Annotated in this window: 19 protein-coding genes; 12 read left to right on the top strand and 7 right to left on the bottom strand. The window is 51.0% G+C overall.

Annotated elements, in window-relative coordinates:
- Positions 1-15 precede the first annotated feature (15 nt).
- Complete coding sequence (locus tag SH451x_RS22685) at positions 16-996, bottom strand: glycosyltransferase family 2 protein (RefSeq protein ID WP_479359485.1); 981 nt, start codon at positions 994-996, stop codon at positions 16-18.
- A 9-nt stretch (positions 997-1,005) separates the two neighbouring features.
- Positions 1,006-2,238: a lysylphosphatidylglycerol synthase transmembrane domain-containing protein gene (locus SH451x_RS22680; RefSeq protein WP_479359484.1), complete on the bottom strand. Its 1,233-nt coding sequence runs from the start codon at positions 2,236-2,238 to the stop codon at positions 1,006-1,008.
- Positions 2,239-2,313: 75 nt separating this feature from the next.
- Between SH451x_RS22680 and SH451x_RS22675 the strand changes: the two genes are divergently transcribed.
- From SH451x_RS22675 to SH451x_RS22635, 9 genes are all read left to right on the top strand, one after another.
- Positions 2,314-4,230 (top strand): AI-2E family transporter, encoded by a 1,917-nt coding sequence (locus tag SH451x_RS22675; protein ID WP_479359483.1) that lies wholly within the window; start codon positions 2,314-2,316, stop codon positions 4,228-4,230.
- Between the two features lie 54 nt (positions 4,231-4,284).
- Positions 4,285-5,151, top strand: coding sequence for a bifunctional DNA-formamidopyrimidine glycosylase/DNA-(apurinic or apyrimidinic site) lyase (mutM, locus tag SH451x_RS22670; RefSeq protein WP_479359482.1), 867 nt, complete (start codon positions 4,285-4,287; stop codon positions 5,149-5,151).
- A gap of 120 nt (positions 5,152-5,271) precedes the next feature.
- Complete coding sequence (locus tag SH451x_RS22665; RefSeq protein ID WP_479359481.1) at positions 5,272-5,802, top strand: hypothetical protein; 531 nt, start codon at positions 5,272-5,274, stop codon at positions 5,800-5,802.
- A 436-nt stretch (positions 5,803-6,238) separates the two neighbouring features.
- Positions 6,239-7,201: an HD-GYP domain-containing protein gene (locus SH451x_RS22660; protein ID WP_479359480.1), complete on the top strand. Its 963-nt coding sequence runs from the start codon at positions 6,239-6,241 to the stop codon at positions 7,199-7,201.
- Positions 7,162-7,596, top strand: a complete 435-nt coding sequence (locus tag SH451x_RS22655; RefSeq protein WP_479359479.1) for a hypothetical protein — start codon at positions 7,162-7,164, stop codon at positions 7,594-7,596. The genes SH451x_RS22660 and SH451x_RS22655 overlap by 40 nt, the downstream gene beginning before the upstream one ends.
- A gap of 701 nt (positions 7,597-8,297) precedes the next feature.
- Complete coding sequence (typA, locus tag SH451x_RS22650) at positions 8,298-10,115, top strand: translational GTPase TypA (RefSeq protein WP_479359477.1); 1,818 nt, start codon at positions 8,298-8,300, stop codon at positions 10,113-10,115.
- 315 nt (positions 10,116-10,430) lie between these two features.
- On the top strand, positions 10,431-12,011 hold the full coding sequence (locus SH451x_RS22645) for a hypothetical protein (RefSeq protein ID WP_479359476.1): 1,581 nt from the start codon (positions 10,431-10,433) through the stop codon (positions 12,009-12,011).
- A 65-nt stretch (positions 12,012-12,076) separates the two neighbouring features.
- Entirely contained in the window at positions 12,077-14,062 is a 1,986-nt protein-coding gene (locus SH451x_RS22640) for a tyrosine-protein kinase family protein (RefSeq protein WP_479359475.1), read from the top strand.
- Positions 14,063-14,079: 17 nt separating this feature from the next.
- Positions 14,080-14,928: an ExeA family protein gene (locus SH451x_RS22635; RefSeq protein WP_479359474.1), complete on the top strand. Its 849-nt coding sequence runs from the start codon at positions 14,080-14,082 to the stop codon at positions 14,926-14,928.
- A 409-nt stretch (positions 14,929-15,337) separates the two neighbouring features.
- Here SH451x_RS22635 and SH451x_RS22630 read toward each other — a convergent pair whose 3' ends face one another.
- Positions 15,338-15,631 (bottom strand): DUF1844 domain-containing protein, encoded by a 294-nt coding sequence (locus SH451x_RS22630; RefSeq protein WP_479359473.1) that lies wholly within the window; start codon positions 15,629-15,631, stop codon positions 15,338-15,340.
- 238 nt (positions 15,632-15,869) lie between these two features.
- Between SH451x_RS22630 and SH451x_RS22625 the strand changes: the two genes are divergently transcribed.
- The 3 genes from SH451x_RS22625 (at position 15,870) to SH451x_RS22615 (ending at position 20,366) form a co-directional block, all read left to right on the top strand.
- Complete coding sequence (locus SH451x_RS22625) at positions 15,870-17,063, top strand: XylR family transcriptional regulator (protein WP_479359471.1); 1,194 nt, start codon at positions 15,870-15,872, stop codon at positions 17,061-17,063.
- Positions 17,064-17,243: 180 nt separating this feature from the next.
- Positions 17,244-18,029, top strand: coding sequence for an SDR family NAD(P)-dependent oxidoreductase (locus tag SH451x_RS22620; protein WP_479359470.1), 786 nt, complete (start codon positions 17,244-17,246; stop codon positions 18,027-18,029).
- 66 nt (positions 18,030-18,095) lie between these two features.
- Positions 18,096-20,366 (top strand): glycoside hydrolase family 2 protein, encoded by a 2,271-nt coding sequence (locus tag SH451x_RS22615; RefSeq protein WP_479359469.1) that lies wholly within the window; start codon positions 18,096-18,098, stop codon positions 20,364-20,366.
- A 51-nt stretch (positions 20,367-20,417) separates the two neighbouring features.
- Here SH451x_RS22615 and SH451x_RS22610 read toward each other — a convergent pair whose 3' ends face one another.
- The 4 genes from SH451x_RS22610 to hpnC form a co-directional block, all read right to left on the bottom strand.
- Positions 20,418-21,548 (bottom strand): pyridoxal phosphate-dependent aminotransferase, encoded by a 1,131-nt coding sequence (locus SH451x_RS22610; RefSeq protein WP_479359468.1) that lies wholly within the window; start codon positions 21,546-21,548, stop codon positions 20,418-20,420.
- A gap of 121 nt (positions 21,549-21,669) precedes the next feature.
- Complete coding sequence (gene hpnE, locus SH451x_RS22605) at positions 21,670-23,136, bottom strand: hydroxysqualene dehydroxylase HpnE (protein WP_479359467.1); 1,467 nt, start codon at positions 23,134-23,136, stop codon at positions 21,670-21,672.
- Positions 23,126-24,064, bottom strand: coding sequence for a phytoene/squalene synthase family protein (locus tag SH451x_RS22600; RefSeq protein ID WP_479359465.1), 939 nt, complete (start codon positions 24,062-24,064; stop codon positions 23,126-23,128). Before SH451x_RS22600 ends, hpnE begins: the two co-directional genes overlap by 11 nt.
- Positions 24,061-25,074 carry a squalene synthase HpnC gene (hpnC, locus tag SH451x_RS22595; RefSeq protein ID WP_479359463.1) on the bottom strand — a complete coding sequence of 338 codons (1,014 nt, stop codon included), beginning with the start codon at positions 25,072-25,074 and terminating at the stop codon, positions 24,061-24,063. The genes SH451x_RS22600 and hpnC overlap by 4 nt, the downstream gene beginning before the upstream one ends.
- Positions 25,075-25,082 lie beyond the last annotated feature (8 nt).

Genomic DNA, 25,082 nt, shown 5'->3' with positions numbered 1-25,082 from the left:
CGATGGAGTCTTGTTTCAGGAGTCGCGGTGCAAGGAAATCGTTCTAGTATTGGCGACGATTGAGTAAGGAGCATTCTGAGGCCTCGCCATCGCGGTGATCAATTCAGCCAAGAAGCCGATTGAAATAAGTTGAACGCCCAGCAACATGCCGACCAATGCAAAGTAGAAGACTGCACGCTGGTGAAGGTGAATCGGGGCATAGGAATCAATCATTCTGGAAAGGCACCACAGAACAACTAGGCCTAGCAAAGAGATGGATCCAGCCGCGAAGACTGCCAAGCCTGCAGATCCAAGCAAGTGTTGGGGTCGGTAGCGAAAACCTGTTAGAAAATAAACGGTGAGAAGATCTAAAAAACCTTTCGAGAATCGCTCGAATCCATACTTCGAATAGCCAGTCGTCCGAGGGCGATGGTTTACTGGAACTTCGCAAACACGGAACCCGCGCGAGGCGGCGAGGACTGGGACGAAGCGATGCATTTCGCCATAGATCTGAACTTCCTTGAATATTTCACGTCGGTACGCCTTCAGCCCGCAGTTGTGGTCATGTAGTCGCACGCCGGTAAGCTTGGTGATCATCCAGTTGAAGATCCGGGAGGGGAACACTTTATGCCACGGATCGTTTCGGCGTTGCTTCCAGCCGCTCACGCAATCAAATCCTTGCTCAAGTTTACTTAAGAGTTGTGCTATTTCTTGCGGATCGTCCTGCAAGTCTGCGTCGAGGGTCACGAGAATTGCTCCAGACGCATGCTCGAATCCGGCTGAAAGAGCTGCAGCTTTTCCAAAATTTCGACGGAAACGGATCCCACTTACAGAGGCCTCAGTTGCTGCGAGGCGTTCGATCCGGTCCCAAGATTGATCAGTGGAACCATCGTCGACCAGAATTATTTCTGCGGCGTACGCCGAGCCGACCATTGCTTGTCGAATTTGACTCACAAGTTCCTGCAACGAATCTTGTTCATTGAAGACTGGGATGATAATACTAAGGTCACACGTCATCGCTATTGGCTATTTGCTGTGTTGTGGTACATGAGGCTCGTGGCTGGGTACGTTGGCAGATTGGGGGCGAGGGGCATAAACGCGAGCTACCAAGATTCCGATCCCTGCGAGAAGAAGTTCGCCGACGATTGTGACAAGACGATGTATCACTGCGGCGATTAGGGCAGCTGCCGTGCCGATCAAAGGGCTTAGCAAGATGGTGAGCACGAGTTCTCGAACTCCTGCGCCACCCGGTAGTAGGCTAACAAAGCCCGCCACGACTGAAAGCGAGCAAGCGGCTATGCAGACGACCCACAAATTTTGTTTCTCGGAATTGCGCGCCGTTGCCAGAGGCATGACTTCGGCAGCGGTGTTATTGAGAGATGCCACTGGGGTGTCTTGAGAAATAGCGAGTGGGGTAGGGGTGAGGATTGGCATACTAGCAACCACGCAGTAAAGACCACTTCCTAATATAATCCATCCTACGAAAGATAATGCCCATCCTCGCAGCATGAACTTCCAATTGTAGCTGCTGCGAAGTCTAGCGCGGACGACGCTGTCTTGACCTAGGCGGGTTTGCAAAAGAGGTACAAAGATTGGCGGAAGTGTTGGGGTTACTGCGATAATGGCGGATAGCCATGCAAGCAGGTGCAGCCACGGCGGAACGTCGATCTGCGAAAGCGCGACGACCCCAACAGCCGCTCCGATTGCTATTGTTGTCAATGTTTCAACAAATACGCTGACAAAGGTGAGCGGAACGGTGGCCCCGAATGGTCTGAGAGCGGCTGCACGAAGGATCAGAACCATGGCCTTGCCTGGAACGTATTTGCCCAAGTTTCCAACATAATAAGCTCGCGCAACTGTTGGCAAAGGAACATGGATGCTTAGGGAATTTAGAACCCAAAACCAGTAAAGCCCTGGTCCCAAAATCCCGAGCATGCTCAAGGGGATTGCCAGTAGAACGATACCCCAGTTCAAATTTGCCAGTGAAAATTTTCGTAACCGCAGCTGTTCAGCGCGATCCCGCAGGGAAGCTTGTTCAGCGGGCGATGCCGCTTGGTCGGCTGCGCTGAGAAGTTCAGAGATTTCCGCGTCAATTTTTTGCTCGGAGTTGCGTAGATCATTGACTGCAAGGCGAATCGTCTGTGTTAATCCTGCGATTACCACAAGGATCAGTGCTATGTTGAGCCACGATCGGAATCGCGAGCCCGATTTAGGGCGAGCGGTTATCGGAAGTGCAGGCTCGGTTGGAGATAAATGCATATTAAATTACGGCGGAAGAGGTTATAACCTGCATTCTGCCTGCTTGTTTTGTCGTGTCTTTGTTAATCAAACTTTATGAGCCGACTGATATCACTAATTGTCCTGATTGCCTGTATCGTCATCATCGGGATACTCTTCTACAAGGTCATGGTGGGATTTTTTGTCCCCTTGTTTCTTGCTGCGGTACTTGTTGTTGTCTTTAGACCGCTGCATCGTAAGGTACATCTACTGGTGAATAAGCGCGATCACATTGCCGCCGGTGTGACAACGTTGCTGATCACTTCGATTGTGCTGTTGCCCGCATCGCTCGTTGCGACCTTTGCCACGATACAGGGCATCAGTCTATTCAAGAGCATTAGCGTTCCAAGCGTACGGGTGGCGATGACCAAGGGCCAAGAGCACTTCAAACTTCAGCAGCCGGGAATCGACGAAATTCGAGTCATCGATGCAGCAATTGAAGGGGTCCAGATTTTAGCCAGCAGTCGCACGCAGGCCGAGCTGGCCGATATCAAGGGCGAAATGGCTGGATATGAGCGAACCATCAATGAAAATCTTCGACAGCTGACCAATTTGTATTTGGGGAGCGTGAAACAGAAAGCCAACGAAGAGCGAGAAAAATTCAATGCCGCTAATCTTGATCCGGCAGCGCGTGAGATCCAAACGGAACGAATCGAAAATGCGTTGCAAGCCAAAGAAGCCGAGATCAATCGTGTTCTGACGTATGATCGAAAAATTGAACAAGTTGATCTGCCACTTGATCCGGAAGCTCCATTGAGTGAAAACGCCCAGTTCAAAAATGCAGCGGCACCTTACGAACTTCCAAACGAACTGGATGGTGCCGAACGAATTGCCAGTCCTATCGCGCTGGCGTCGATGCACGAGATGCTTGAAACCTTAGACCGTGTGACACCTAGCGCTGATAAGGACGATGGGGACCCGGGCAACGAAGGGGATTTAATTGAGCTTCAAAGCCGTGCTGTTCAATTGGGGCAGCGTTGGCAAGAGTTGCGTACTGCCTTGATGGGTGGTACGGCGATGGGGTTCTTGCGTGAAATTGCCAACCCTTCGGATGAGCAGATCAGCGACTTCACGAACAACTTTATCAGGTCGGCTCGTCCAAAGCTGCTGGAGCTAACTGGAGCAACTGGTGCATTTCTCTTCCGGTTGGGAATTGGCACGGCTGTAATGATCGTATCGCTGTTTTTCTTCTTGTACGATGGGCCGGCGATGATTCGCGCATTGATGCGTTTGAGTCCGCTGGATGATCGATATGAGCTTGAGCTACTGACAGAATTCGATCGGGTAGTTCGAGCAATTGTTTTGGCGTTGATCGCATCGGCGATTGTGCAGGGGCTGACGGCTGGAGTCGGGTACTATTTTGCAGGTATGCCGACGCTTGTATTCTTGGTCTTGATAACCACCTTATGCGCTCTGATTCCGTTTGTAGGTCCCGCGATAACGTGGGTGCCTGTCTGTATCTACCTTGCCGTTTATGAAGAACGTTTTATGGCGGCGGGGATGCTGGCACTTTGGGGAGTGCTAGTGGTTGGATCGGTCGATAACGTCGTCAAGACACTGGTGTTGCACGGCCAAAGTTCGCTACATCCACTTTTTGCATTGCTAAGTATTCTCGGGGGAGTTCAAGCGTTAGGTCCAATTGGCATCGTTGTCGGACCTATCGTCGTAACTTTGCTGCAAACTCTATTGAGTATTCTGCAGCGTGAATTGAACACCATGGACCAAGAAGATTCCGTTCGGCTTGAACCAGTACTAGCGCCCGAGGGAACTGCTGCGGCGGCTGTTGAGCCGGAAAAAGGTGGTTTTGCCAACATGCTCGAAAGGTTGAAGGAAAGGGCCGCGGCTTTTCAAGCAAACCAAGCGAAGCAGGCCAGTTCTGACGGGACGAGTGGTATATCGACCGCCGATCAAGCCGGTTCTGCTGGAGCCAAGCCGTCGCATTTCCCTCAAGATCCGGCAGACCATTCGAGCTAAACAACAACAGACGTAGTCGACTTGCGGTTCGACTCGATTGCCAAGGAGTTTGTGGTGCCTGAACTACCGGAAGTTGAAACAATGCGTCGAGGGATTCTTTCGGCGATTGGCGGAGTTGTGACGGATGTCTATGAACCGAAGATACGATATCGTCCAATTCAAATTAACCCGGTTTCGTCTCAGATAAAGCGCTCGCTTCGTGGAAAAGCTCTTGTCGATGTTCGCCGGTTAGGAAAACGCGTGGTGCTTGATTTCGAGGCCGGTTTGTCTTTAGTGCTGCAGCCAAAGATGGCCGGTTTGATTGCGTTGCAAGACATTCCCAGCCAAGAGCACCTGCGGTTGGTAATTGAACTAAAGAATTCATCGGTACCACAGATCCTTTATTGGGATCGACGCGGTCTCGGGACAATTAACCTGTGGACTCAGGCGGAGCTTGCCCTGCAGCTTAACGAACGACGAATTGGTCCAGATGCTCTCGAGGTCGAATTTGAAGAATTCTATGATCGCTTTAAAGGAACACGTCGCGAAGTAAAGCCAGCAATGCTTGACCAGCATCGTGTAGCAGGAATCGGCAACCTTTACGCGTCCGAGATATTGCACTTGGCTAAAATTATTCCGACGTCGCGATGCGATCTTCTTTCAAAAAAACAATGGCGAACGATTTACGACAAGATGCGAGAAGTCCTTCAGCTGGCAATCCTGTATGAAGGTTCAACGCTATCCGACGGCACCTACCGCAACGTGCTCAACAAGTCTGGCCAGTTTCAGAATTCTCACCGCGTATATGATCGAGCCGGAAGTGCGTGTCAGAGCTGTGGCAAAGGCACCATCGTGAGAGTTGTGCAGGCTCAGCGAAGTACCTTTTACTGCCCTGTTTGCCAACGAGGGATTAGGAAAAGAAAAATCGCGAGCCAAGCATAGCTTATACGTCCGGTTCAAACTGGTATAATTCTCGCCTTGAGCGGAATAGGATTGAACTAAACTTGTTGCATTCACGTATTTGCAACCAATCGATTTCATTGGCAATAGGGCATTATTCAAATGAAGACTTTTCTTAATTCGTCGTTGTCCAGCAACGCATGCAAATTGGTGGCGGCAAGTGCACTAGCGGCATTCCTAATGACGACGGGCTGCAGTCCAAAGACGACAGAGAGCACCGGAACCGGAACTAATGTAACGACCGATGATCATGCTCATGACGACCACGATCATGACGCCCACGCTCATCACGAACACGGTGCGCATGGCGGCGAAATGGTCCTCACAGAGCCTGGCGACTTGAAAGTCGAATGGACGCACGATCATGACGACGGCGCAGTGGTGATGTACGTGGACGAAATCACGGCGGCGGGAAAAACCGTCGAAGCGATCAAGGTCAGTGTTGATGCCGACGGTTCCGTAAAAGACTATGTGCTTGAGAAGCAGGAAGATGGATCCTATTCGGTAAAGGATCTGGAACTTGTGACGGCGATCGATGCAAGTGTGGAAGAGGGAAGCAAGATCAAAGCCATGGTTGTGGTCACAGTTGAGGGGCAGGACCAAACAGGCCAATTGATTAACTTCCATCACTAAACTCAATCGCCTGCACGCGAAGATATGTGGTTCGCGGCGATTGGGCTGATCAAGCCGGTCGAGGCGATGCCGCTAATTAGTTCGTAAAACCAAGTCTTGATGTAAATTGGGACTTGGTTTTTTTCGTAGATGGTCGCGTGTTTTTCTCGAGTTCCGCTAGCTTGTCGGGCGTTAATCTTTTCCCAGGTGTCATCTTGTAACACCGCAGCCGAAGCCAGCACCTGTTTTTGTGTTCAGGAGGCCTGCGGACTTTAACTTTTTTTGAAGTCGTTCGGTGGGTGAAGTTAGGAGGTTTTTGAGGCTGCTTCCAATAACGCAGGCTTGGATAGAAAAAAGCCAGAAGTTTGGAAGTGCGGCATACCGCTCGTGAGCTGATTCGACGATAAGACAAACCAGTTGTTGTGTCAATCGCCTCGGACAGTGTAACTTCCCTCTTATGCAGTCTACGGTAAATTCTGAATTTCTATCGATAAGTGTGGCCACGCTTCATCCTCAGGCCGTGACGGGCTTGTCGCTCTACCAGCGTGATACGCATTCCGATGAATTTGTTCTGTACCGAGACGCAGAGTATCCAATCAAGCAGGACGACCTAAATCGTCTGAAAGAACGAGGAATCAAGAAGCTCTATATTGCAAAGGAAGAAAGGGCCGTTTACCAGCGATATCTCAGAGAGGTTGCGTTGGGGGCAGATAACGATGTCTCTAGTGAAGTTCGAAGTGGGGCGCTCGCCGAGATTGTGCGAGATGTACTTGAGAGTACGTTTGCTTCCGATAACGTAGAGAAGATCGTTAGTTCCGCAGAAGTGCTTGGCCATCTGGCGTCGCGGTTGATTTGTGATCGAGAATTCACGGCCTTCAGCTTGTTAAGTGTTTTACATCACGACTACGGCACCTTTACCCATTCTGCAAACGTCGCTTTCTACGCTGGGATCTTAGCGACGGAACTTGGTTACGCGAGAGATGATGTCGAGAAGATTGTAATGGGAGGCTTATTGCACGACCTCGGCAAGCTGGGCATTGATGAAAGAATCCTCTCAAAACCCGGAAAGCTTGATGATCGAGAGTTTCGGATAATCCGCCGACACCCGATCATTGGTTTTGCTCGACTATGTGAGCGAGATGATTTAAGCCATGCTCAATTGATGATGGTTTATCAGCATCATGAGCGAACGGACGGCAAAGGGTATCCAGTGGGGGCGGTTGGATCTGAGATTCATCCATGGGCAAAACTTTGTTCGGTAGTTGATGTCTATGAAGCTCTGACAAGCCATCGGCCGTACAGAAATGCGATGTCCACAGCCACGGCTTTAGGGATTTTACACAAAGATATAGATCAAGCGTTCGATGCGGAGATCGTTGCATGTTGGACCAATATTATTCGAACCAATTTGAAACCGTAGTTTCATCGCTGGAGTGTGGCATTGAGTTACCCATATCATTGACGCATTTCTTTGCTGAAAACGGAGAGGCTTCTCCAATTCAAGATGAAGAGCGAATGTATCAGCGACTGCGTGCTCGCACCAAGGCGATCTTTTACTTCGAGCGTGCGTTGCCTGCAATTCCACGCAATGCCGACGCACAGATTGTCTTCACTTCCGATTTCTCCAGAGTTGGATGTGGGTTCTTGTCCGCGTTCGAGATCTATCCAGAGGAACACGTCCGATTGCTGTTGCCGACTTTCTGGGTTCAATTAAAAGCTGTTCGAGCACGTCGTTTGGGAAGCAAATGCTACGAAATCGGCGCGACTTTATCTGCAAGGCACGATCGAAGTATCGATGCATTCGATCTGCAATAGCATGGCCCTTTGCCGGTCGATCGCCTGATTCTCACGTTCAAGCCCGTTTGCGATGTATCGTCGCGATTGAAAGAGAAACGCGGAGCTGCGGAGCGGGTTGCACGAAGTCAGACTTCGCGGCGATGGAATTTCCTCCCTCTATGTTGCACGCTGAAGGATACTATAAGCCGTGCCGACCATGTTGCACCTTTTAGTAATCGACAATCGTGACACAGGCAGATCGACACCGTGGTGATGATTGCATGAAGACATCCTCTATGGGTAGTTGTGCGGCGGATTTTAACGTTCGGGGTTTTTAGTGGCGGCCCTGGCTGCTTTCCGATGCGTTTGTGGATCGGTATGAAGTGGCCCCGATTCGATTCCTGTTGCAGAAAGAGCTGCGAGCCTTCACAAGGCAAACTGAGAATCATGCTGGCGCGAATGCTGTTTAAGCCTACACAGACCGCTGCTTCTGCGAGAATTGCGGCGATTTGCGATGCTTTTGCACTACAGCAAACCCGATTCTCAATTTAAACTGCGGCTTAAAGAATCAGCGTTGTCGCACAGAAACACCACGTCAAGGTGCCATTCGGTCGTTTCGCCTCTCGTCGTCCTGCACAAATTATCTGGCGGCGGCAGCCACATTGCTTCCGTTCTTTTTACTACCAGGCGACCCGTTTTTTCCTGGTTTGATCCACCCGTCGAATCCTTAGAATAACATTATGCGTCGCGAAGATATTCGCAATATCGTCATTATTGCTCACGTTGACCATGGCAAAACCACAATGGTCGATACGTTGCTCAAGCACAGCGGACAATACCGCGAATCTGAGCTCGAGCAGGAATGCTTGCTGGACAGTAACGATCTCGAGCGCGAGCGTGGTATCACGATTCTCTCGAAGAACATTGCCATGAACTATCGCGGAGTTCGTATCAACCTGATCGATACTCCAGGCCACGCGGATTTTGGTGGTGAAGTCGAACGCGTTGTGCGCATGGCGGACGGTGCGCTCGTGTTGATGGACGCTGCGGAAGGCCCAATGCCTCAAACGCGATTCGTACTTAGCAAAGCGTTGGAAGTGGGCGTCAAGCCGATCGTGGTCATCAACAAGATCGACCGACCCGATGCTCGTTGTGACGAAGTTGTCGAGGAAGCCCTGATGCTGCTCGTAGAGCTAGGCGGCGAGCACTACATGGACCATTTCGACGTAATTTTTACATCAGGGCGTGACGGGTACGCGACGCTCGATTGGAAACAGCGGGGCGAGAACATGTATCCGCTGTTGGACTGGATGGTCGACAAGATCCCAGGGCCAGACGTCGAACCGGACGAGTCGCTTCAATTGTTGGTAACCAATTTGAATTGGTCGGAATTTGTAGGGCGTATTGCGATCGGTCGCGTGACTTCGGGCCGTCTTAAACGAAATCAGCAGATCGATATCGTTAAAGCCGACAAAGTAGTGCCAGCTCAAATCGCTTCGCTCCAACTGTTTGAAAAGCTCGGGCGCGTTGACGTACAAGAAGCTGTTGCTGGTGATATTGCAGCAATTATTGGGCTGGAGCAAGTCGAGATTGGGGACACGATTTGCGAGCGCGGCGTGCACAATCCGCTGCCACGCTTGCAGGTTGACGAACCGACTCTAGAGATGGTCTTTATGATCAACTCATCGCCTCTGGCTGGCCGTGAAGGCAAATACGTTACGACGCGGCAATTGAAGCTTCGTCTAGAAAAAGAACTTGAAAAGAACGTAGCTTTGCGTGTGCGTTCAATTCCAGGCACCGAAGCGTTCGCCGTTGCAGGCCGCGGTGTTTTGCACCTGTCGGTTTTGATCGAGACCATGCGTCGCGAAGGATACGAGCTGTCGGTTGGCAAGCCGCAAGTCGTTCTCAAAGAAATCGATGGCGTCAAGTGTGAGCCATTCGAGACGTTGAGTATCGAAGTTCCGACTGATAGGATGGGACCGGTCATGGAGCTGGTTGGCAATCGCCGTGGGCTGCTAGACGAAATGTCTCCTCGTGGCGAGTATACATTGCTGCGTTTCATGATCCCCGCTCGCGGTTTGATCGGGTTGCGAACGCGACTCTTGAATGCGACTCAGGGAACAGCGATCATCAATCATCGCTTTGCCGAATATCGCCCAATGGACGCCGATCTGCCGGGACGTTCCAACGGTGTAATCGTGTCAATGGTGCCAGGTAAGGCAGTGCCGTATTCTTTGTTTGCACTTCAAGAACGAGCAGAACTGTTTGTTGGGCCGGGTGAAGAAGTCTACGAAGGAATGATTGTTGGAGAGAACGCTCGCGACAATGACTTGGTTGTGAATCCGACGAAGGAGAAGAAGCTAACCAACGTTCGGGCCGCTGGCAGCGACGAAAACATCATTCTCAAGCCGCCTCGTCAATTGTTCCTGGAAGCCGCTCTGGAATACATTGAAGATGACGAACTTGTGGAAGTCACACCTAATTCGATCCGGCTGCGAAAGATTTTCTTGCGGGAGAATGAACGACGCCGTGGTAAGTCGCCCGTAATGATGGCTTAAGTTAACTCTGCATTTGCAACCGTTTTGATCTTAAAAGCTAGCTCCGACAAAGAGCTAGCTTTCTTTTTTGCTGCCTACGGTTTGGCGCGCGACGGGGAAACTGGTCTAGCCGTGGCCGCTAGCACTTTTCTAATTTGCCCGGTACAGCGCAATCGGAAAAGTTTGCGCGACAGGAATAAGTCTCAAGTTCGGCATAGTCAACGACCGATGTTGCTGGAGACGACGGGAAGTAGCGCGAGTTAATGCGCTCAGATTTTCGAGTAGGTGCAGCGCCGTCGACACGCGTGGCCGCCTTTTCAGATAGGACTCAGCATTATGGCTGAACAAAATCCAAGTAAAACGTTTCACCGACCCAAGAGTGCGCCGAACGCATTCAGTTTGCCAAACGGCAAGCGCGTGCCAGTCCTGTTCCGTTTGAAGAACGTTCAGCAAAAAACAGTCGAAAAGATCGTTGCCTCGTCGCCTGTTGCGCCTGTTGCGGAGGAGAAGGTGTCGTTGCCGTCAACGCCGCTCAGCGATGTACCAGTTGGAGTTACTGAGTCAGACATTGCCGGACCAAGCTGGATGCGGCGGAATGCGTACCGTATGACTGTCTTGGTTTTGCTTTTTGTGACAATTGGGTTGCTTTACCATAACCAGCAACCTGTGCCGAGCGAAAGCTCCAGTCAAGTTGCCCTCAACACTGAACTTGCATCGCCATCCTCGCCGCAGAACGAAGCAGCGGACAATGTCGATTTGGCTAGTGTATCGACTGTTGAAGAGGAAATATCGCCACAACAAGAAGTGCTGGCCGAACCTAACACAGTTGCTGCCCAAGTGGTTTCTGCCGACGTCACGAAGCCTGCGAATCAAGCAATCTCGAATACGAATATTCTAAAAACGTCGGAGTCAGAATATAGCCGAACCTTTGAGATTTCTCCGGAAGTTGAAGAACCGAATGCTGGCTTGGAGGCACAATCGGTGGCCGAGGAGAGTGAAATCTCGTTTGACGATTCAAGCTTTGCTTCCACTACTTCGACGCCCGTTCAGACGACGATGGAAATCGAAGGGCCAACTTTGTTGAAGCCGGAAGAACCTTCTCAAGATACTTTGGTAAACAAGGCTGGACCTGATACGAACTTGATTACGTCCGGCGCTGCCACGTATACTCAGACCCATACAATTGTTAACCAGCACGTTCAGGCTGACACTGCCTCAATGCAAACAGTTGCGCAGGGGCAAGCTCCAATAAACCTGTACAAAACAGCCGGCTCGAGTACTGCTGGCAATTCGGAATCAGGTTCAAACGCGATTCGCGAGACTGCAAATCCGGATATGAACCCAACGGAGCTTTACTCGATCCTTAAGAATTTTGAGCAGCAGCAGACTGCGGATGCTCTTCGCGCTTCGCGGCCGTATGTTCCGGTGAGCACTTCAGGCAACGGAGCAACTCCGACTACTGCAAATCAATGGAGCAGCAACTCTGCACCTCAGCAACCGCTGGTCGCTCCAATGCAGCCACAAGCCAACCTTTATCCACAGCCGGACATGGGTACTTACGTCGCTCCGCAAAACCAAGCACTAGGCTCCCAGTACGCTCCGCCATCACAACAAGCCAACGTGCCGCAGCAAATGCCTAAGACTCCGCAGGCGCCGTATGCACCTGCATTCCCTCAATTTCAGTCACAAACAAGTGCCCATCAAGATCCATCATTGTATCCAGTTGCTACTGCGCCGGGTATGGAAAACGTCGTAATGCAGCCAGCTACAGCTCCGCAAAAACCTGCTGTATACCAGCCAGTATTCCCGGGAATAGAAGCCTCAAGTCCGTCGGCCGTTCCTTACTCGGCAGATTCGAGTACCAATGGCGGTTATATTCCATCAGGTCAAACTGGTGGCTATGGTTTTAGTCGATAGATGCAAGCTGGGGACATGTACGTTCCCAGTGCCGTTTAGTTAACTTTGCGTTCATAAGAATTCCGATGAGCAATTTAGATCAAGCATTCTTGAAGGCTTATGCTAAGAGGCCAGTAGAGCGTCCGTCGCAGAACGCAACCGTACGGCCCGCGGCAGCCGAAGTTGCAACGAAGACACAGGCCGATGCGAACGTGCGCGTGCCATTAGTTGCCTCCCTTAATCGATCAAAATCTCCGGCCACAGATGGCCCAAAGTCCGTTGTGTCGACAGGTTCCGTTAACCGTTCAGCAAGTGTCAACCTGCCGCACAAGCAATCCCGAATCATCCGTCCCGCAAACAACGTTGACGATCAGTACTATCGGATTGACGAAGTCGAACTTCCCAGCCAAGCCGATGCCTCGAGGGACAATGGTATTGCTGCGGCCGAGTTCGCGGCGTCACAGCAGTTGCCAGCAAAACAGACACCCGAAGTTGCAACCAAACAGCGGCAGCCACTGTCGAAATATCAGTCAGATCATCGGCAGCAGTTGCTTGACGAGACAGTGAATGTCAAGAGTCGAGCTACGACGAATCGTGTCAGCCCAACGAGTCCCGCTGCCCTTCGTGGTAGCGCCCTTAGCCCTAAATCGCAGCCTAAGCCACCGGTTGTATCCGAGCTTTCCAGCGACATCCAGAAACTAAGTGGTAATCTAGAATCTACTAAGCGACCTGCAGTCTACACCTATCCGGCTCAGCCCGAAGCAAAACGGAATACTCTGCCTGAATCAACCGATTTGCAGTCAGTATGGCAAAGTAAAGCTGAACTACGGAAGGCAGCGGCGTCGTCGTCAATCAATTCAAACGCGCCAAGGGCCTTCGAATCGACGAAGAACGATACGGTCTATCAGCAAGAACATGCGGCGCACCCATTCCCCGTGCAGCCAGTAAGTGGAAGCCAGTTGAAGGAAAGGCTCGCTTCACAAGCTCAAGCTCGACCGCAAAATGCGTTCGATACCCAGTCGGAGCGAGCTATGAAATCTCTTTCAGCTGAATCGATCCCGGCAAAGACAATTAACGAACGCCTCACACAACCGCTCAAGGCACAAGCGCCTGCGGTAGAGCGGACCGAAACAAAACCAGTCGCTCCGAGCCAACCTAATTTCTCACCATCAGTACGTGAACAGTGGCGAAAAGAGGAACGCATTTTCCGCATCGACGAACCGTCGATCGAGAGTGAGCAAAGCGCAGCAAGTGTCACTGTCGTCCAATCAATTTCGGATTATGATCCTAAGTCCGAGAAAAGTCGGCTTTACCAAGAAGCGAAGAAGTCGGTCTACGAGAACAAGGCAAAGATCGATGCGAAAGTTGCTGAAGCAACACAGTCGATCACAATTCCTTTTTCTCCGGCTTGGGAAGTTGATAACTTGCAATGGCCTTACACAGTATTAGACCTTCTTGAGATGCAGGAAGAGGCGTTTGAAGAGATTTCAAACCATTTGCAGAACGCAAATCGCAAAGGCCTGAAAGTTGTGGCGCTGACTGCGGCTGAACGTGGTGTTGGCAAGTCAACTACAAGCTTGTGCTTGGCCGCAGTAATGGCTCATGCTGGCTTAAAAGTGGCAGTGTTTGATGGCGATACCGAGAACCCATCGCTTTACAATCAATTGAACTTGGAAATCGACCATGGATGGCAAGACTGCATTCTGTCGAATATTCCCCTGGAAGAAGTTGCAATCCACTCGATCGACGAGAACATCACTTTCTTTCCACTGACGGACTCCATGGGATACTCCGACGTCGAAAAATACCATGATCGAATTGCTAAACTTCTAAAACGAATTTCAAACAGTTTCGATTTAGTGATCGTGGATGCTCATCGCGTCAATCATAAGATGTCACGTCTTTTAGGTGGAGAAGCGGTATCAGTTGTTGATGCAGCGATGGTTGTCATTGATGCGGAACTGAGTGTGAAGGAACGAATCGAGTCTGCACTACACCTGCTGCATGAACAGGGCATTAACTCTGTTGGTATTGTTGAGAATTTCAACAGTGCAAACGCGGATTCCCAATAGAAGGAAAGAGTCTACGGATGTACGAATCCCACTGGAAACTATCGAAAAGGCCGTTTGAGAACACTTTCTCGGCAGAGGCTTACTATCCGTCTGAGCTTCATCAGGCAGCGTTGCTTAAATTACGCTACGCAATCGAGCATCGCCGCGCGGCCGCTGTACTTGCAGGGCCCAGTGGAATAGGCAAGAGCCTACTGCTGCAAAGACTGCAATCGCAGTTGCCCGAGCACGCAGGGCCTGTGATCAGCTTAAATTATACATGCACGAATGCCGAGCAGATGGTGCAACAGATTGCCGCGAAATGCGAGCCATCGAATGAAAACGGTGAGCCCCTTTGTATTTCCAAGGCACTAAGTACGATCGAACGATTTTTGATCAAGAACTGCGAGCAGGGCAAGCACGCGGTCTTGGTAGTCGACGAGGCACACATGCTGGACGCATCAAGCCAGCTCGAATCCCTTCGCCAGTTGCTTAATATCGCGGCGAGTTCATCGAGTGGCGAAGCGGCATGGACAATTTTGCTTTGCGGTATGCCAAGCCTGATTGCTCACGTGCACCGCAACGGGGCTCTTCATGATCGACTGAGCGTGCAATGCGTGCTGCAACAATTTACCTTGCACGATACGAGTGCCTATATAGCGCACCGCTTGCGGGCGGCGGGGACAGATCGTCCCTCTGTATTCACAACCGAGGCCGTGGACTTGATTCATCGATTGACGGATGGGGTTCCACGTCGAATCAATTCGTTGTGCGACTTGGCACTGATGGTCGGATATGCACAAGAACTTGAGACGATCGACGCTGCGATGATCGAAAGCATTCATGCTGAACTGCATCCATCGGCGTTTATCAGCGAATTCGCGAGCTAAAGTCGAAGGCCGAAGCACTGCGGCGACCGTTCGATAGTCGGTAAGTTAGCTTAGAGTCTTCACTTAAGCCAGTTTCTCAGCGAGCTTAGAGTTGCGCTCGCTTAGCTAAGCAATCTTGCACGATTGCGATTGTCTTTGCTGATCGCAACAAAATGCTGAGACGTCGATTTGGCAAGAGAATGAACTGGATTCATTCTTCTGCCTTCATTCTTTTGCCAGAAGATCTGCCGTCGTAGAAACTATAATTGCAAGCTTTTGTTAATCCTGTCCGCGTTGGGCTATTCAAAGTTTTGGAAACGCAGAGGCGCCGAGGACGCGGAGAATAGGTTGGAGCAAATCTTCTGCATTTGAACCAACCTTCGAAAGCAAACGCAGGACTCCACCGGTCTTCGCTAGTTGATGGCGTTTATTACTTCGACTTGTTGACTTCAACGAAGGCCATGCGAAGGTAGTGTAGTGTCTGTTCGAGTCGCTTGGCTTCTTCGTCCGAGATGGAGCCTTTCGTTTTCTGCTCAAGCACTTCAAGCAGGTCAATAAAGTACTTAGAGTAATCCAATCGAGGCTCTTCTGGTGCGCCTGGCATCAACCCCATTGACGCGATCGCTTGAGACGCAAACATCTCGACAATCCCCTCAAAGCTTGCAGCAGGTGGTGGCGGTAGGTCTTTGGCTTTTGGTTCATCTGCCGATGGTTCGTCGCTCATTCGCTTCTTCTCACAATCCGAATCTCGTAAGTTAATAAGTCTTTGTCGCCGTTTAATAAGATTGCGGCAGTTGCCGAGGCTGTCAATAACAGCTTGTGAAACAGGTCAATCCTGCAAAAAAGTGCGTCAAAATGTGAGCAAAATCGGCGTTCATACTCCATGTTTTGCTTATCTAGGCGTTAGCGTGCCTGCGATCTAGACTAAGATGTGTCGACGAACCCGTCCCACCAAAGTCAATATGAAACGCCGCGTTGCACTGATCATTGAAACATCGTCAAGCTATGGGCGCGACTTGTTGGCGGGCGTAGTTCGATACATGCGAATTCACGATGACTGGTCCGTGTTTTTAGAGCAGCGCGATCTAACTGCGAAGCCACCGTTGTGGTTAAAAGACTGGTGCGGCGATGGTGTAATATCGCGTGCTACAACTCCGCAGCTTTTGGAAGCCGTCGCGGGAAATCGAATTCCGCTCGTTGAACTGACCGATCGCTTTCGCAATCAGGGTGAAGCGCATGTTCAATCCGATGATGCGGCAATTGGAAGGATGGCGGCCGAGCATTTGATGGAGCGAGGTTTTCAACGATTCGCCTACTGCGGGTTTGCGAACGAAGAGTGGTCCAAGCTCCGCCAGCTTGCTTTTGAGCAAAGAGTGCACGAATCTGGCTACGTTTGTCAGGCGTATAACACATCTTGGCACGGAGAGGGAGCGCTAGCATGGGAGGATGAACAACACAAGCTTGGTCAATGGCTAGGAGGTTTGGCAAGACCGGTCGGCGTTATGGCATGCAATGATATTCGAGGTCAGCATGTGTTAGATGCGTGTACTAAAGTGTCTCTCGTGGTCCCAGAAGACGTAGCTGTCATAGGTGTCGACAATGACGAGCTGCTTTGTCGAATTTGCTCACCACCGTTGTCCAGCGTGATTCCAAACGCGGAAGCAGTCGGATTTCGGGCGGCTGAACTGTTGGACTCGATGATGAAATTGGATGTGCAAGTCGAACGTGGTCAGTTGATCTCGCCTGTCGGCATCGCGACGCGACAGTCAACCGACGTGGTGGCGATTGATGATCCGCAAATATCCATAGCACTACAATACATCCGAGAGCAGGCGTGCTTGGGGTTGAGTGTCGATGATGTTGCCGAACATGCAAAGGTTTCGCGAAGCACACTAGAACGTCAGTTGCGAAAGCACTTAGGTCGAACTCCACAGCAGCAGATTCGTTCGGTGCAAATCAAACGAGTTTGTGATCTCCTGGCTGGCACCGATCTTTCGCTGGAACGTATCGCAGCATTGGCGGGATTCGAGCATCCGGAATACATGCATGTCGTTTTTCGACGCGGCATGAAGATGACTCCCGGGGAATATCGACGTCACGTCAAGCATATCAGCGGTGACAATATATCTTATACGCGTGACGATCATTCTCATTGAATCTGGCCGCGATACGCCTAACATAACTTAACAAGTTCAGCGGCATGTAGATGAGTTTTTGGCCCTTCAGGCGTCGTCGCACCGCAACTGTGGCCGATTAACTCGTATTGTGGCCTTGGGTCGTTAAGTTTCAACAGCTGGTTGTGTCGTCGGGCCGCTCGCTGTACTAAGGACAAAAGAATGAAGCCGCTGGATGGTAAAAACGCGATTGTTACTGGTGCAAGCCGCGGTATTGGCGCTGCCATTGCGGTCGCTCTTGCGAAAGCTGGCGCAAACGTAGCAATTAACTTTGCCGGAAACCTAGCCCTTGCCGAAACAGTAGCCGAGCAGTGCCGTCAGTTTGGTGTCAAAGTGCGATTGGCTCAAGCTGATGTAGGTGTTCAGGCAGAAGTTGAGCGAATCGTGGACGAAACGGTGGCCGAATTTGGTTCACTAGACATCGCTGTTTCGAATGCAGCGTATAGCGACCGCGAAATCTTTTACAAAGCCGACATGAAAGGATTTGAAAAGACAGTGCAGGTCACGATGTGGGGAGCTTTCTATCTCCTACGAGCATCAGCCAATCAAATGATTAGGCAAGAGTCTCGTGGCTCGATAGTCATTGTGAGTTCTCCTCACAGTTGGCGACCCATTCCGGGGGCGATGGCCTACAATATGTCGAAAGCGGCGATTGATCAAATGGCTCGTACGGCCGCAACGGAGCTTTGCGCAAAACGCATCCGTGTCAATACAATTCATCCTGGGTGGATCGACACACCGGGAGAGCGGAAATTCTTTGACGAAGAAAAAATACAAGCACTTGGAAGCGAGCTTCCCTGGGGCAGGCTTGGCAACCCAGAAGAAATAGCTCGCGGTGTCGTCTTTATGTGCGATCCCGCCAGCGACTACATCACCGGCAGTTCTTTGCTGATTGATGGTGGAATCGAACTGCCAGTGGGCGAGATGCATCGCCTTGAGACTCCTTAATTAACAATTTTCCCTCCGCGTTCGCATGCGAATGCACAATTCCCCTTTTGTAGAGGTACCTTATTCATGAAACTGCAAGCGATTTGCTGCTTTGCGATTGCCGCACTTTTTGCGACAAACTTGGCAGCACAGACTCCGGTCGTAGATACGTGGCGATATACACTTGAAAAGCCCGCTGACGGCTGGCACAAAACAGAGTTCGATGCGTCTGCGTGGGAGCAGGGTGCCGGCGGATTCGGTACGCGCCAAACACCGTCCGCACGCGTTGGGACAGTCTGGCGGTCAAACGACATCTGGTTGCGCAAGGAGTTCGATCTCGAAACGATTCCGGCCAAGCCAGCACTGCTAATTCATCATGATGAAGATACCGTCGTTTATCTCAACGGAGTTGAAGTTGCAAAGTTTGAAAAATGGTCGACATCCTACAATGTCGTACCGATCGCGGCCGAAAAAGCGGCGGCTCTTAAGTCAGGAGCAAATCTGCTGGCAATCCATTGCCATCAGAATTCCGGCGGTCAGTTTATCGACGTGCATTTAGTTGATAGCGAACATGTACCAACGTTACCTGAGCCAGAACGGGACACGACGCCATTCAAGTCGGCTTTGATCACAAGCTGGGGTGAAAAGGTTACGCCAGAGAATGCGTGGACCGAATATCCCCGACCTCAGATGGTGCGTGACCAATGGAAAAACTTAAATGGCAACTGGGACTATGCAATTACCAAGTCTAGTCAGGATACAGTTCCCGAATCTTGGTCCGGAAAGATCTTGGTGCCTTTTTGCCTGGAGTCGAAGCTTGGCAGCGTACAGCGAATGCTCAATGGCGATGAAGCGTTATGGTATCACCGCGAGTTCGACGTTTCCAACGTAAACGAAGTTCGCACAAAACTTAACTTCGAAGCGGTAGACTATTTGAGTGATATTTATGTGAATGGCCAGCACGTCGCAAGTCATCAAGGCGGCAACGATCCGTTCTCCGTTGACGTCAGCAAAGCCGTTCGGGCGGGAAGTAACCAACTGATTGTTAAGGTTCGTGACGAAACCCAGAAGTGGCAGCTCAATGGCAAGCAATCGTTAAACCCAGAAGGGATCTGGTATACGCAAGTATCCGGCATTTGGCAAACCGTCTGGCTTGAGCAGGTACCGACGGCAGCAATCACCGATTTGAAGATCGAGACAAGTGCGGAAGAATCGACCATCCAGGTCGCAGCGGAAGTCGAAGGCCGCCCCGCATCTTCAGTGATTCGCGTAACAATCAAAGATGCAGGGAGTGTTGTGGCGACAGGCGAATCGTCAAACGGCTCCGTGACGGTGACGGTTGCAGGCGCAAAGCTTTGGTCACCTGCGTCGCCTAAGCTTTATGACTTGGAAGTTCAACTCTTGGACTCGTCTGGGAAAGTGCTTGATCAAGTGCAATCGTACGCGGGCATTCGAACTGTTGGGAAGGCTCGGGATGCAGCCGGACATCTGAGGTTTACGCTCAATGGTGAGCCGATATTTCACTGGGGGCCGTTGGATCAAGGTTGGTGGCCGGATGGACTGCTTACACCTCCATCGGATGAGGGAATGCGTTTTGATATCGACTATTTGAAGTCTGCGGGATTCAACATGATCCGCAAACATATTAAGGTCGAACCACGCCGCTACTACGCCTACTGCGATCAGGTTGGCATGTTGGTTTGGCAAGACCAGGTCAGCGGTGGTAAGAACCCGCCTTGGACACACCTCGAGCCAAATCCGACAGATGCGGAATGGCCAGATAGTGCTCATGAGCAGTTCATGGTTGAATTCGAACGAATGATTGATAACCTAGAAAGCCATCCATGCATCGTGGTGTGGACACCTTTCAATGAAGCGTGGGGGCAGCACCGAACAGTGGAAGTTGGGAAATGGGCGGCCAAGCGTGATCCGTCACGTCTGATTAACATCGCGAGTGGTGGAAATTTTTGGCCCGTTGGAGATGTTGTCGACGAGCATAGTTATCCCCATCCAAGCTTTCCTTTTGCTAACAAAGGCTATGACGATTTTGCAAAAGTCGTCGGCGAGTTCGGTGGCCACGGACTACCGATCAAGGGGCACCTGTGGGATGCACAGCGCGACAACTGGGGGTATGGTGGCTTGCCAAAGGATGAAACGGAGTACAAGGAACGTTACATTACGTCGATCGAAAAGCTTAACGAGCTACGGAAGCAGGGAGTTGCTGGCGGAGTTTACACTCAGACAACCGACGTCGAAGGCGAAATTAACGGGCTGATATCGTACGATCGGAAGGTTATCAAGATTCCTGCCGACGAACTCTACAAACTACATCAACAGTTATTTACGCCGTTGAAGTAGTAAACAAGCGAAGCGTCCCATTATGCGGGTAGTTCTGAAATGCTACCCGCTTTAGCGCTTAGCGATGCGTCGCAAAATTTCGATACCGCGGTCGAGCGTTTCATCGGCCGCGGCAAACGAGATTCGAAAATGTGTATCCTTCTCAGAAAATATATTGCCTGGAATGATCAGCAGTTCATTCTTGATGGCTTCCGTGACAAACTCTGTACCAGTTCCCCAAGGCGCTTTGGGAAATAGGTAGAAAGCGCCATTCGGCTGAGAGAATTCGTAGAAGCTCTCTAGCCCTTTAACGATCTTGTCTCGTTTCGCCTCGTAGTCGGCGTAGTGTTGGGACATGTCGTAGTCCATTGCTGCCAACCCAGCCCATTGGACAGGTTGCGGTGCACAGACGAAGGAGAACTGTTGGATCTTCAGCATTTCTTGCATGATTGCAGATGGGCCGTGAACCCATCCCAAACGCCAGCCTGTCATGGCATGTGACTTTGAGAAGCCATCAATGACGATCGTGTCGGGATTGTATTCGGCTGGTGATGCCATCGGCCCATCGAATGAAAACGTGCTGTAGATTTCATCCGAGATCAACGCAATGTTATGTTCCTGGCAGAGCTCAGCTAGTTTTTTGACATTTTCGCGGGAAGCGGTCACTCCGGTGGGATTCGCTGGCGAGTTGAAGAGAATCACTTTGGTTTTTGAAGTGATTGCTGACTTAACCTTGTCGACGTCAATCTGAAAATCTGGATAGGTGTCGATAATTACCGGCACGCCACCAACCATGCGAACCAAGGGCGGATACATCACAAAGTATGGATCAAAGATGATTACTTCGTCGCCCGGATTGACCATAGCCATCATCGCTAGAAGTAGCCCACCGCTGGTGCCAGACGAGATAAAAACATCGCGGTCGGTGTGATCATACTTCGCACCAATCTGGCTTCGCAGTTTGTCTCGTAGCGGAGCGATGCCCTGCGTCGGAGAGTATGCGTTTTTTCCCTTTTGGATTGCTTCGATACAGGCCGACTTGATGGACTCAGGCACGTCAAAGTCTGGCTGACCGATAGACAGGTTGCAGGGGTTCTTTAGCGACGCTGCCAAGTCGAAAACTTTGCGGATGCCGCTGGAGGAGAAAGTCTTGCAACGATCTGCTACCCACGAGGGAGCAACCGACGAACCTGATGAATTCACAACGCACCTTTTGGAAACAAATCATCAAACTGGGGAATGGCAAAATAGAAAGTGTTGACCGCGGTAAGGCAAGCCCATTGAAGGTGATCGCTGCGGCAAACTCTGCATTTTGCCTCGATTTTTAGAATTCACCACTGCGGTTTAAGAGACGGATCAACCATGCGTGCGGAAGGTTCGGCCGTGGGAGGTTTATTTTCTTGTCGAATAGTGCTGCAGTTTCCGCCGCAGCTATAAAGCCGCTTTTGACGGCACCTTCCATTGTCGCTGGCCAACCGGTAGCCGTCCAATCGCCCGCAAAGAACAGTTTCTGCGAAGCAAGTCGCGTTGCTGTCCAGCGTCGCGGAATGCTTTCGGGTGATACGCTAAATACCGAACGAGGGTCGGTGATCACTTTGCAGCGGAGCATGCGAGCTTGGATTATGCCAGGGAAGATTTTCCGAAGGTCTTGCTTGATGGCATGCTCAACGTCCTCGTTGCACTTAAAGCAAACATCGCGTGAGGCGCTAATCACGATTTGATAATAGGCGTCCTCGGTCTTTGAAGAGTTCGGCTTCGGAAAAATCCACTGGCAAAGTTGGTCGATCAGAATCGCGTGAGGTAGTTCGGTCGGCTTGGCAGTTGTTGTTTTCAACCAAGGCTTATCCCACCACGTGTGGATTCCGGTGATAGGAGATGGCTTCAGTCCGCTTGGCTGGTGCTCAGGCGCAACATCGGCATTGTCGCCAAGTATACGGCCGACTGAGAACCATGGAACAGCGGAAATGACTGCGGAGTAGATGGCTCGCGAGCCATTGTTGGTTATGACTGTCGGGTTGTGAGTTGGCGAAAGTGCAATTTTGTCGACAGTTTTGCTTGAGTAGACTCGTACATTCCTTTCCCGTAAGATTCTCGACGCATGTTCGTCGAACATGGACGAAAGTGGGCGCTGGGGAACGACAAGCTGATACGCTGAGCGGTTGGCTGCAAATCCTTCTAAAAGAACTTTGCGTGCAGGCCGCAAGGCAACGCGATCAACGGTCTCGCCAAGAGCGCTCACGAGAATAGTGGTCCAAAACTTGTCGATGGCATTCTCTGACTGCCGATGTGCACGGAGCCAGTTTATTGCAAGTTCGTCTAGCTCAGGGGCTGTGTTTGGTAATCTCAATAAGGAAATGATGGCAGATGCTATTTGAATGCGATCTTGAATGAAAAGGCCTGGCCAACGTAAGAGCAGTCCAGCCAGATGCAGCGGGGCGGGCAAGGGAAGGCCACGCATGGGAACGTGCTGCCCGCGGCTATCAAAGAAATGCAGCGTATCGACTTTGCGCCAGTCATCACTCAGTCCAAGTTGCTCAATCAGGTAGGTCAAGTTGGTGCAGCATTGCATACCGACATGTTGACAGTAGTCGTATTCCGTATTGCTAACTGGTTCTGAAAACGAGCCAGCTCGTCCCGCCAGTCGCGATTTTGTTTCGTATAGATCGACGGCTATTTTCGCTTCGGACAAAGCCCACGATGCAGCGATGCCGGCGAGTCCGCCTCCAACGACGGCAACGCGCGTCGGCTGTTTTAGCAGGAATTCATTTTCGGCTTCGGAACTACTTGACATAGATGGGCGTGATTGCGTGCGAGAGGTAAAGTTTGGCTTTGGTTAGGTAGGGCAAGCGAATTCGGCGTCTCCAGACGTCGTCTATGTTGGCTTCTACGCAGCCCAGGAGTGTCCGGTAGGAGTTCCACATCAATGAGAACATTCGCGCAGCGTCATTGGGCAAGTGGTCTTTCACGACCTTAGCAGAATCATAGTGTTCATGTGCTGTCGCGATGTAAAGTCGTAGAAGATCGCGCCACTCGCCGTCGGGCTCGAGTGCAAGCCAACGATCTCGGGAGCAACCAAATCTCTGCAGGTCGCTTATGGGCAGGTAGATTCGGCCTCTGCACGCATCCTCAGCTACGTCACGGACTATGTTTGTCAACTGAAACGCAAAACCGCAATCGATCGCTGCGGTCTCGCAAGCGTCAAGGTTGCCTCGCCAGATTTTTAAACAGGCCAGACCAACGGACGAAGCGACATCGTAGCAATATTGTTGCAACTGCATGATATCTTCGATCTGTGAGCCAGGTGCAAGATCGAATTCTGCTCCATTGACCAGTGCGTGAAGGTATTCGCGGGGGACTTCAAAGCGCACCACCATGTCTTGCACTGCCATGCGTATGTTATCAAAAGATTGCGCAAGGGAGATGAACGTATGGTCTTGGCCATAACCACCTGTTAACTCGCAGAATCGAACGGCTTCCGGTTCAGTAATGAGAGCCAGCCACCGATGGATATCACTGGCGAATTGAACAGCTTGCAATGGATCTCCGTGCGGGTGATCTGCAAGGTCATCGGTAAGCCTTGCAAAGGCATATAACGCATGCATTGCGACTTGCGCGTCGGACCGCAGGAAGTCGAAGGAGCGACGAAAGCTACTACGGCTTTGCGCCACGATCTGACGACAAAAGGCTTGCGATTCAGCGAGTGAAGCAGAGGGAGTCACTTGGATGTGGCAACATATTGGCTGAAGTATTGTGAATGAGGGAACTTGCTACTCCAAAGCGATCGAACTAGAAGTCGCAGTTTGGTCGCTTTCGATATTTTAGGCCTTCTAGTCCACACATCGAAGTGCTGCGAGGCAATTGCATCGCAGACAGCCAAACCTCCGCCGGCAAAGAGCTGAACGTCGCGGGCTAGCCACTTAGGGACGTGCTTCTGTAGTTCCCAGCCGCGGACAAAGTGATCTCGTGCGTAGCGAACCCAAGCTGCGAGTGCTTTTTGCAGCGAGGGATGGCTAGTTCCAGCCAAGACCATTTCTTCCGAGATGCTGTGCGCTCGCCATAGTTCGCGTGGCATGTAGATGCGATTCATCGCTGCGTCTCGCTTCATGTCTTGGCAAAAATTCGCCAGTTGTAGTCCCGTGCAAATAGCGTCACTCCGCCGATAACATTCTGTATCGGAGACGCGGGCCAGATCGAGCAATATTCTGCCAACCGGATTGGCGCTTAGCGCACAGTACTCGATCAACTCTTCGTGGCTCTCATAGCGGATTTTGGACTGGTCTTGGCGAAAGGCTTGCAGCAAGTCAAAAAAAGGACCGGAAGCAAGCTTTCGCTGGCCAATTGTATGTGAAAGGGCAATTAGGATTGGGCTAGTCCTATTTTTCGCCAATTCGACCGGATTTTGCTGGTTAGACAGGACTATTTCAAGCTGTTTTTGCCACGCATCAAGCCCTGCTAAGGCGGCAGCGGGCGAGTTTTGCTCGTCCGCCAAATCATCCGAGTAGCGACAGTACGCGTAAATGTTGTAGAAATCCTGCCGCAAATCGGCGGGAATAAGGAAGCTGGCGATGGAAAAATTTTCGTACGAGGTTTTCGCGAGCCTTCGGCAATAGCGATTTGCTTGAACAATGACGTTATCTTCATTGTTCAATAAGCGGTCGGTGACGTGGGAAGCCGATTCGGTCAACTGAAGCTCGGGGAAATTCAAAAGCGTTGCGTTGTTTTCGAACAAGTATATGA

Source organism: Njordella aestuarii (assembly GCF_056494165.1).
Note: the sequence above shows the minus strand (reverse complement) of the source record. Positions and strands in the feature narration are given on the sequence as shown.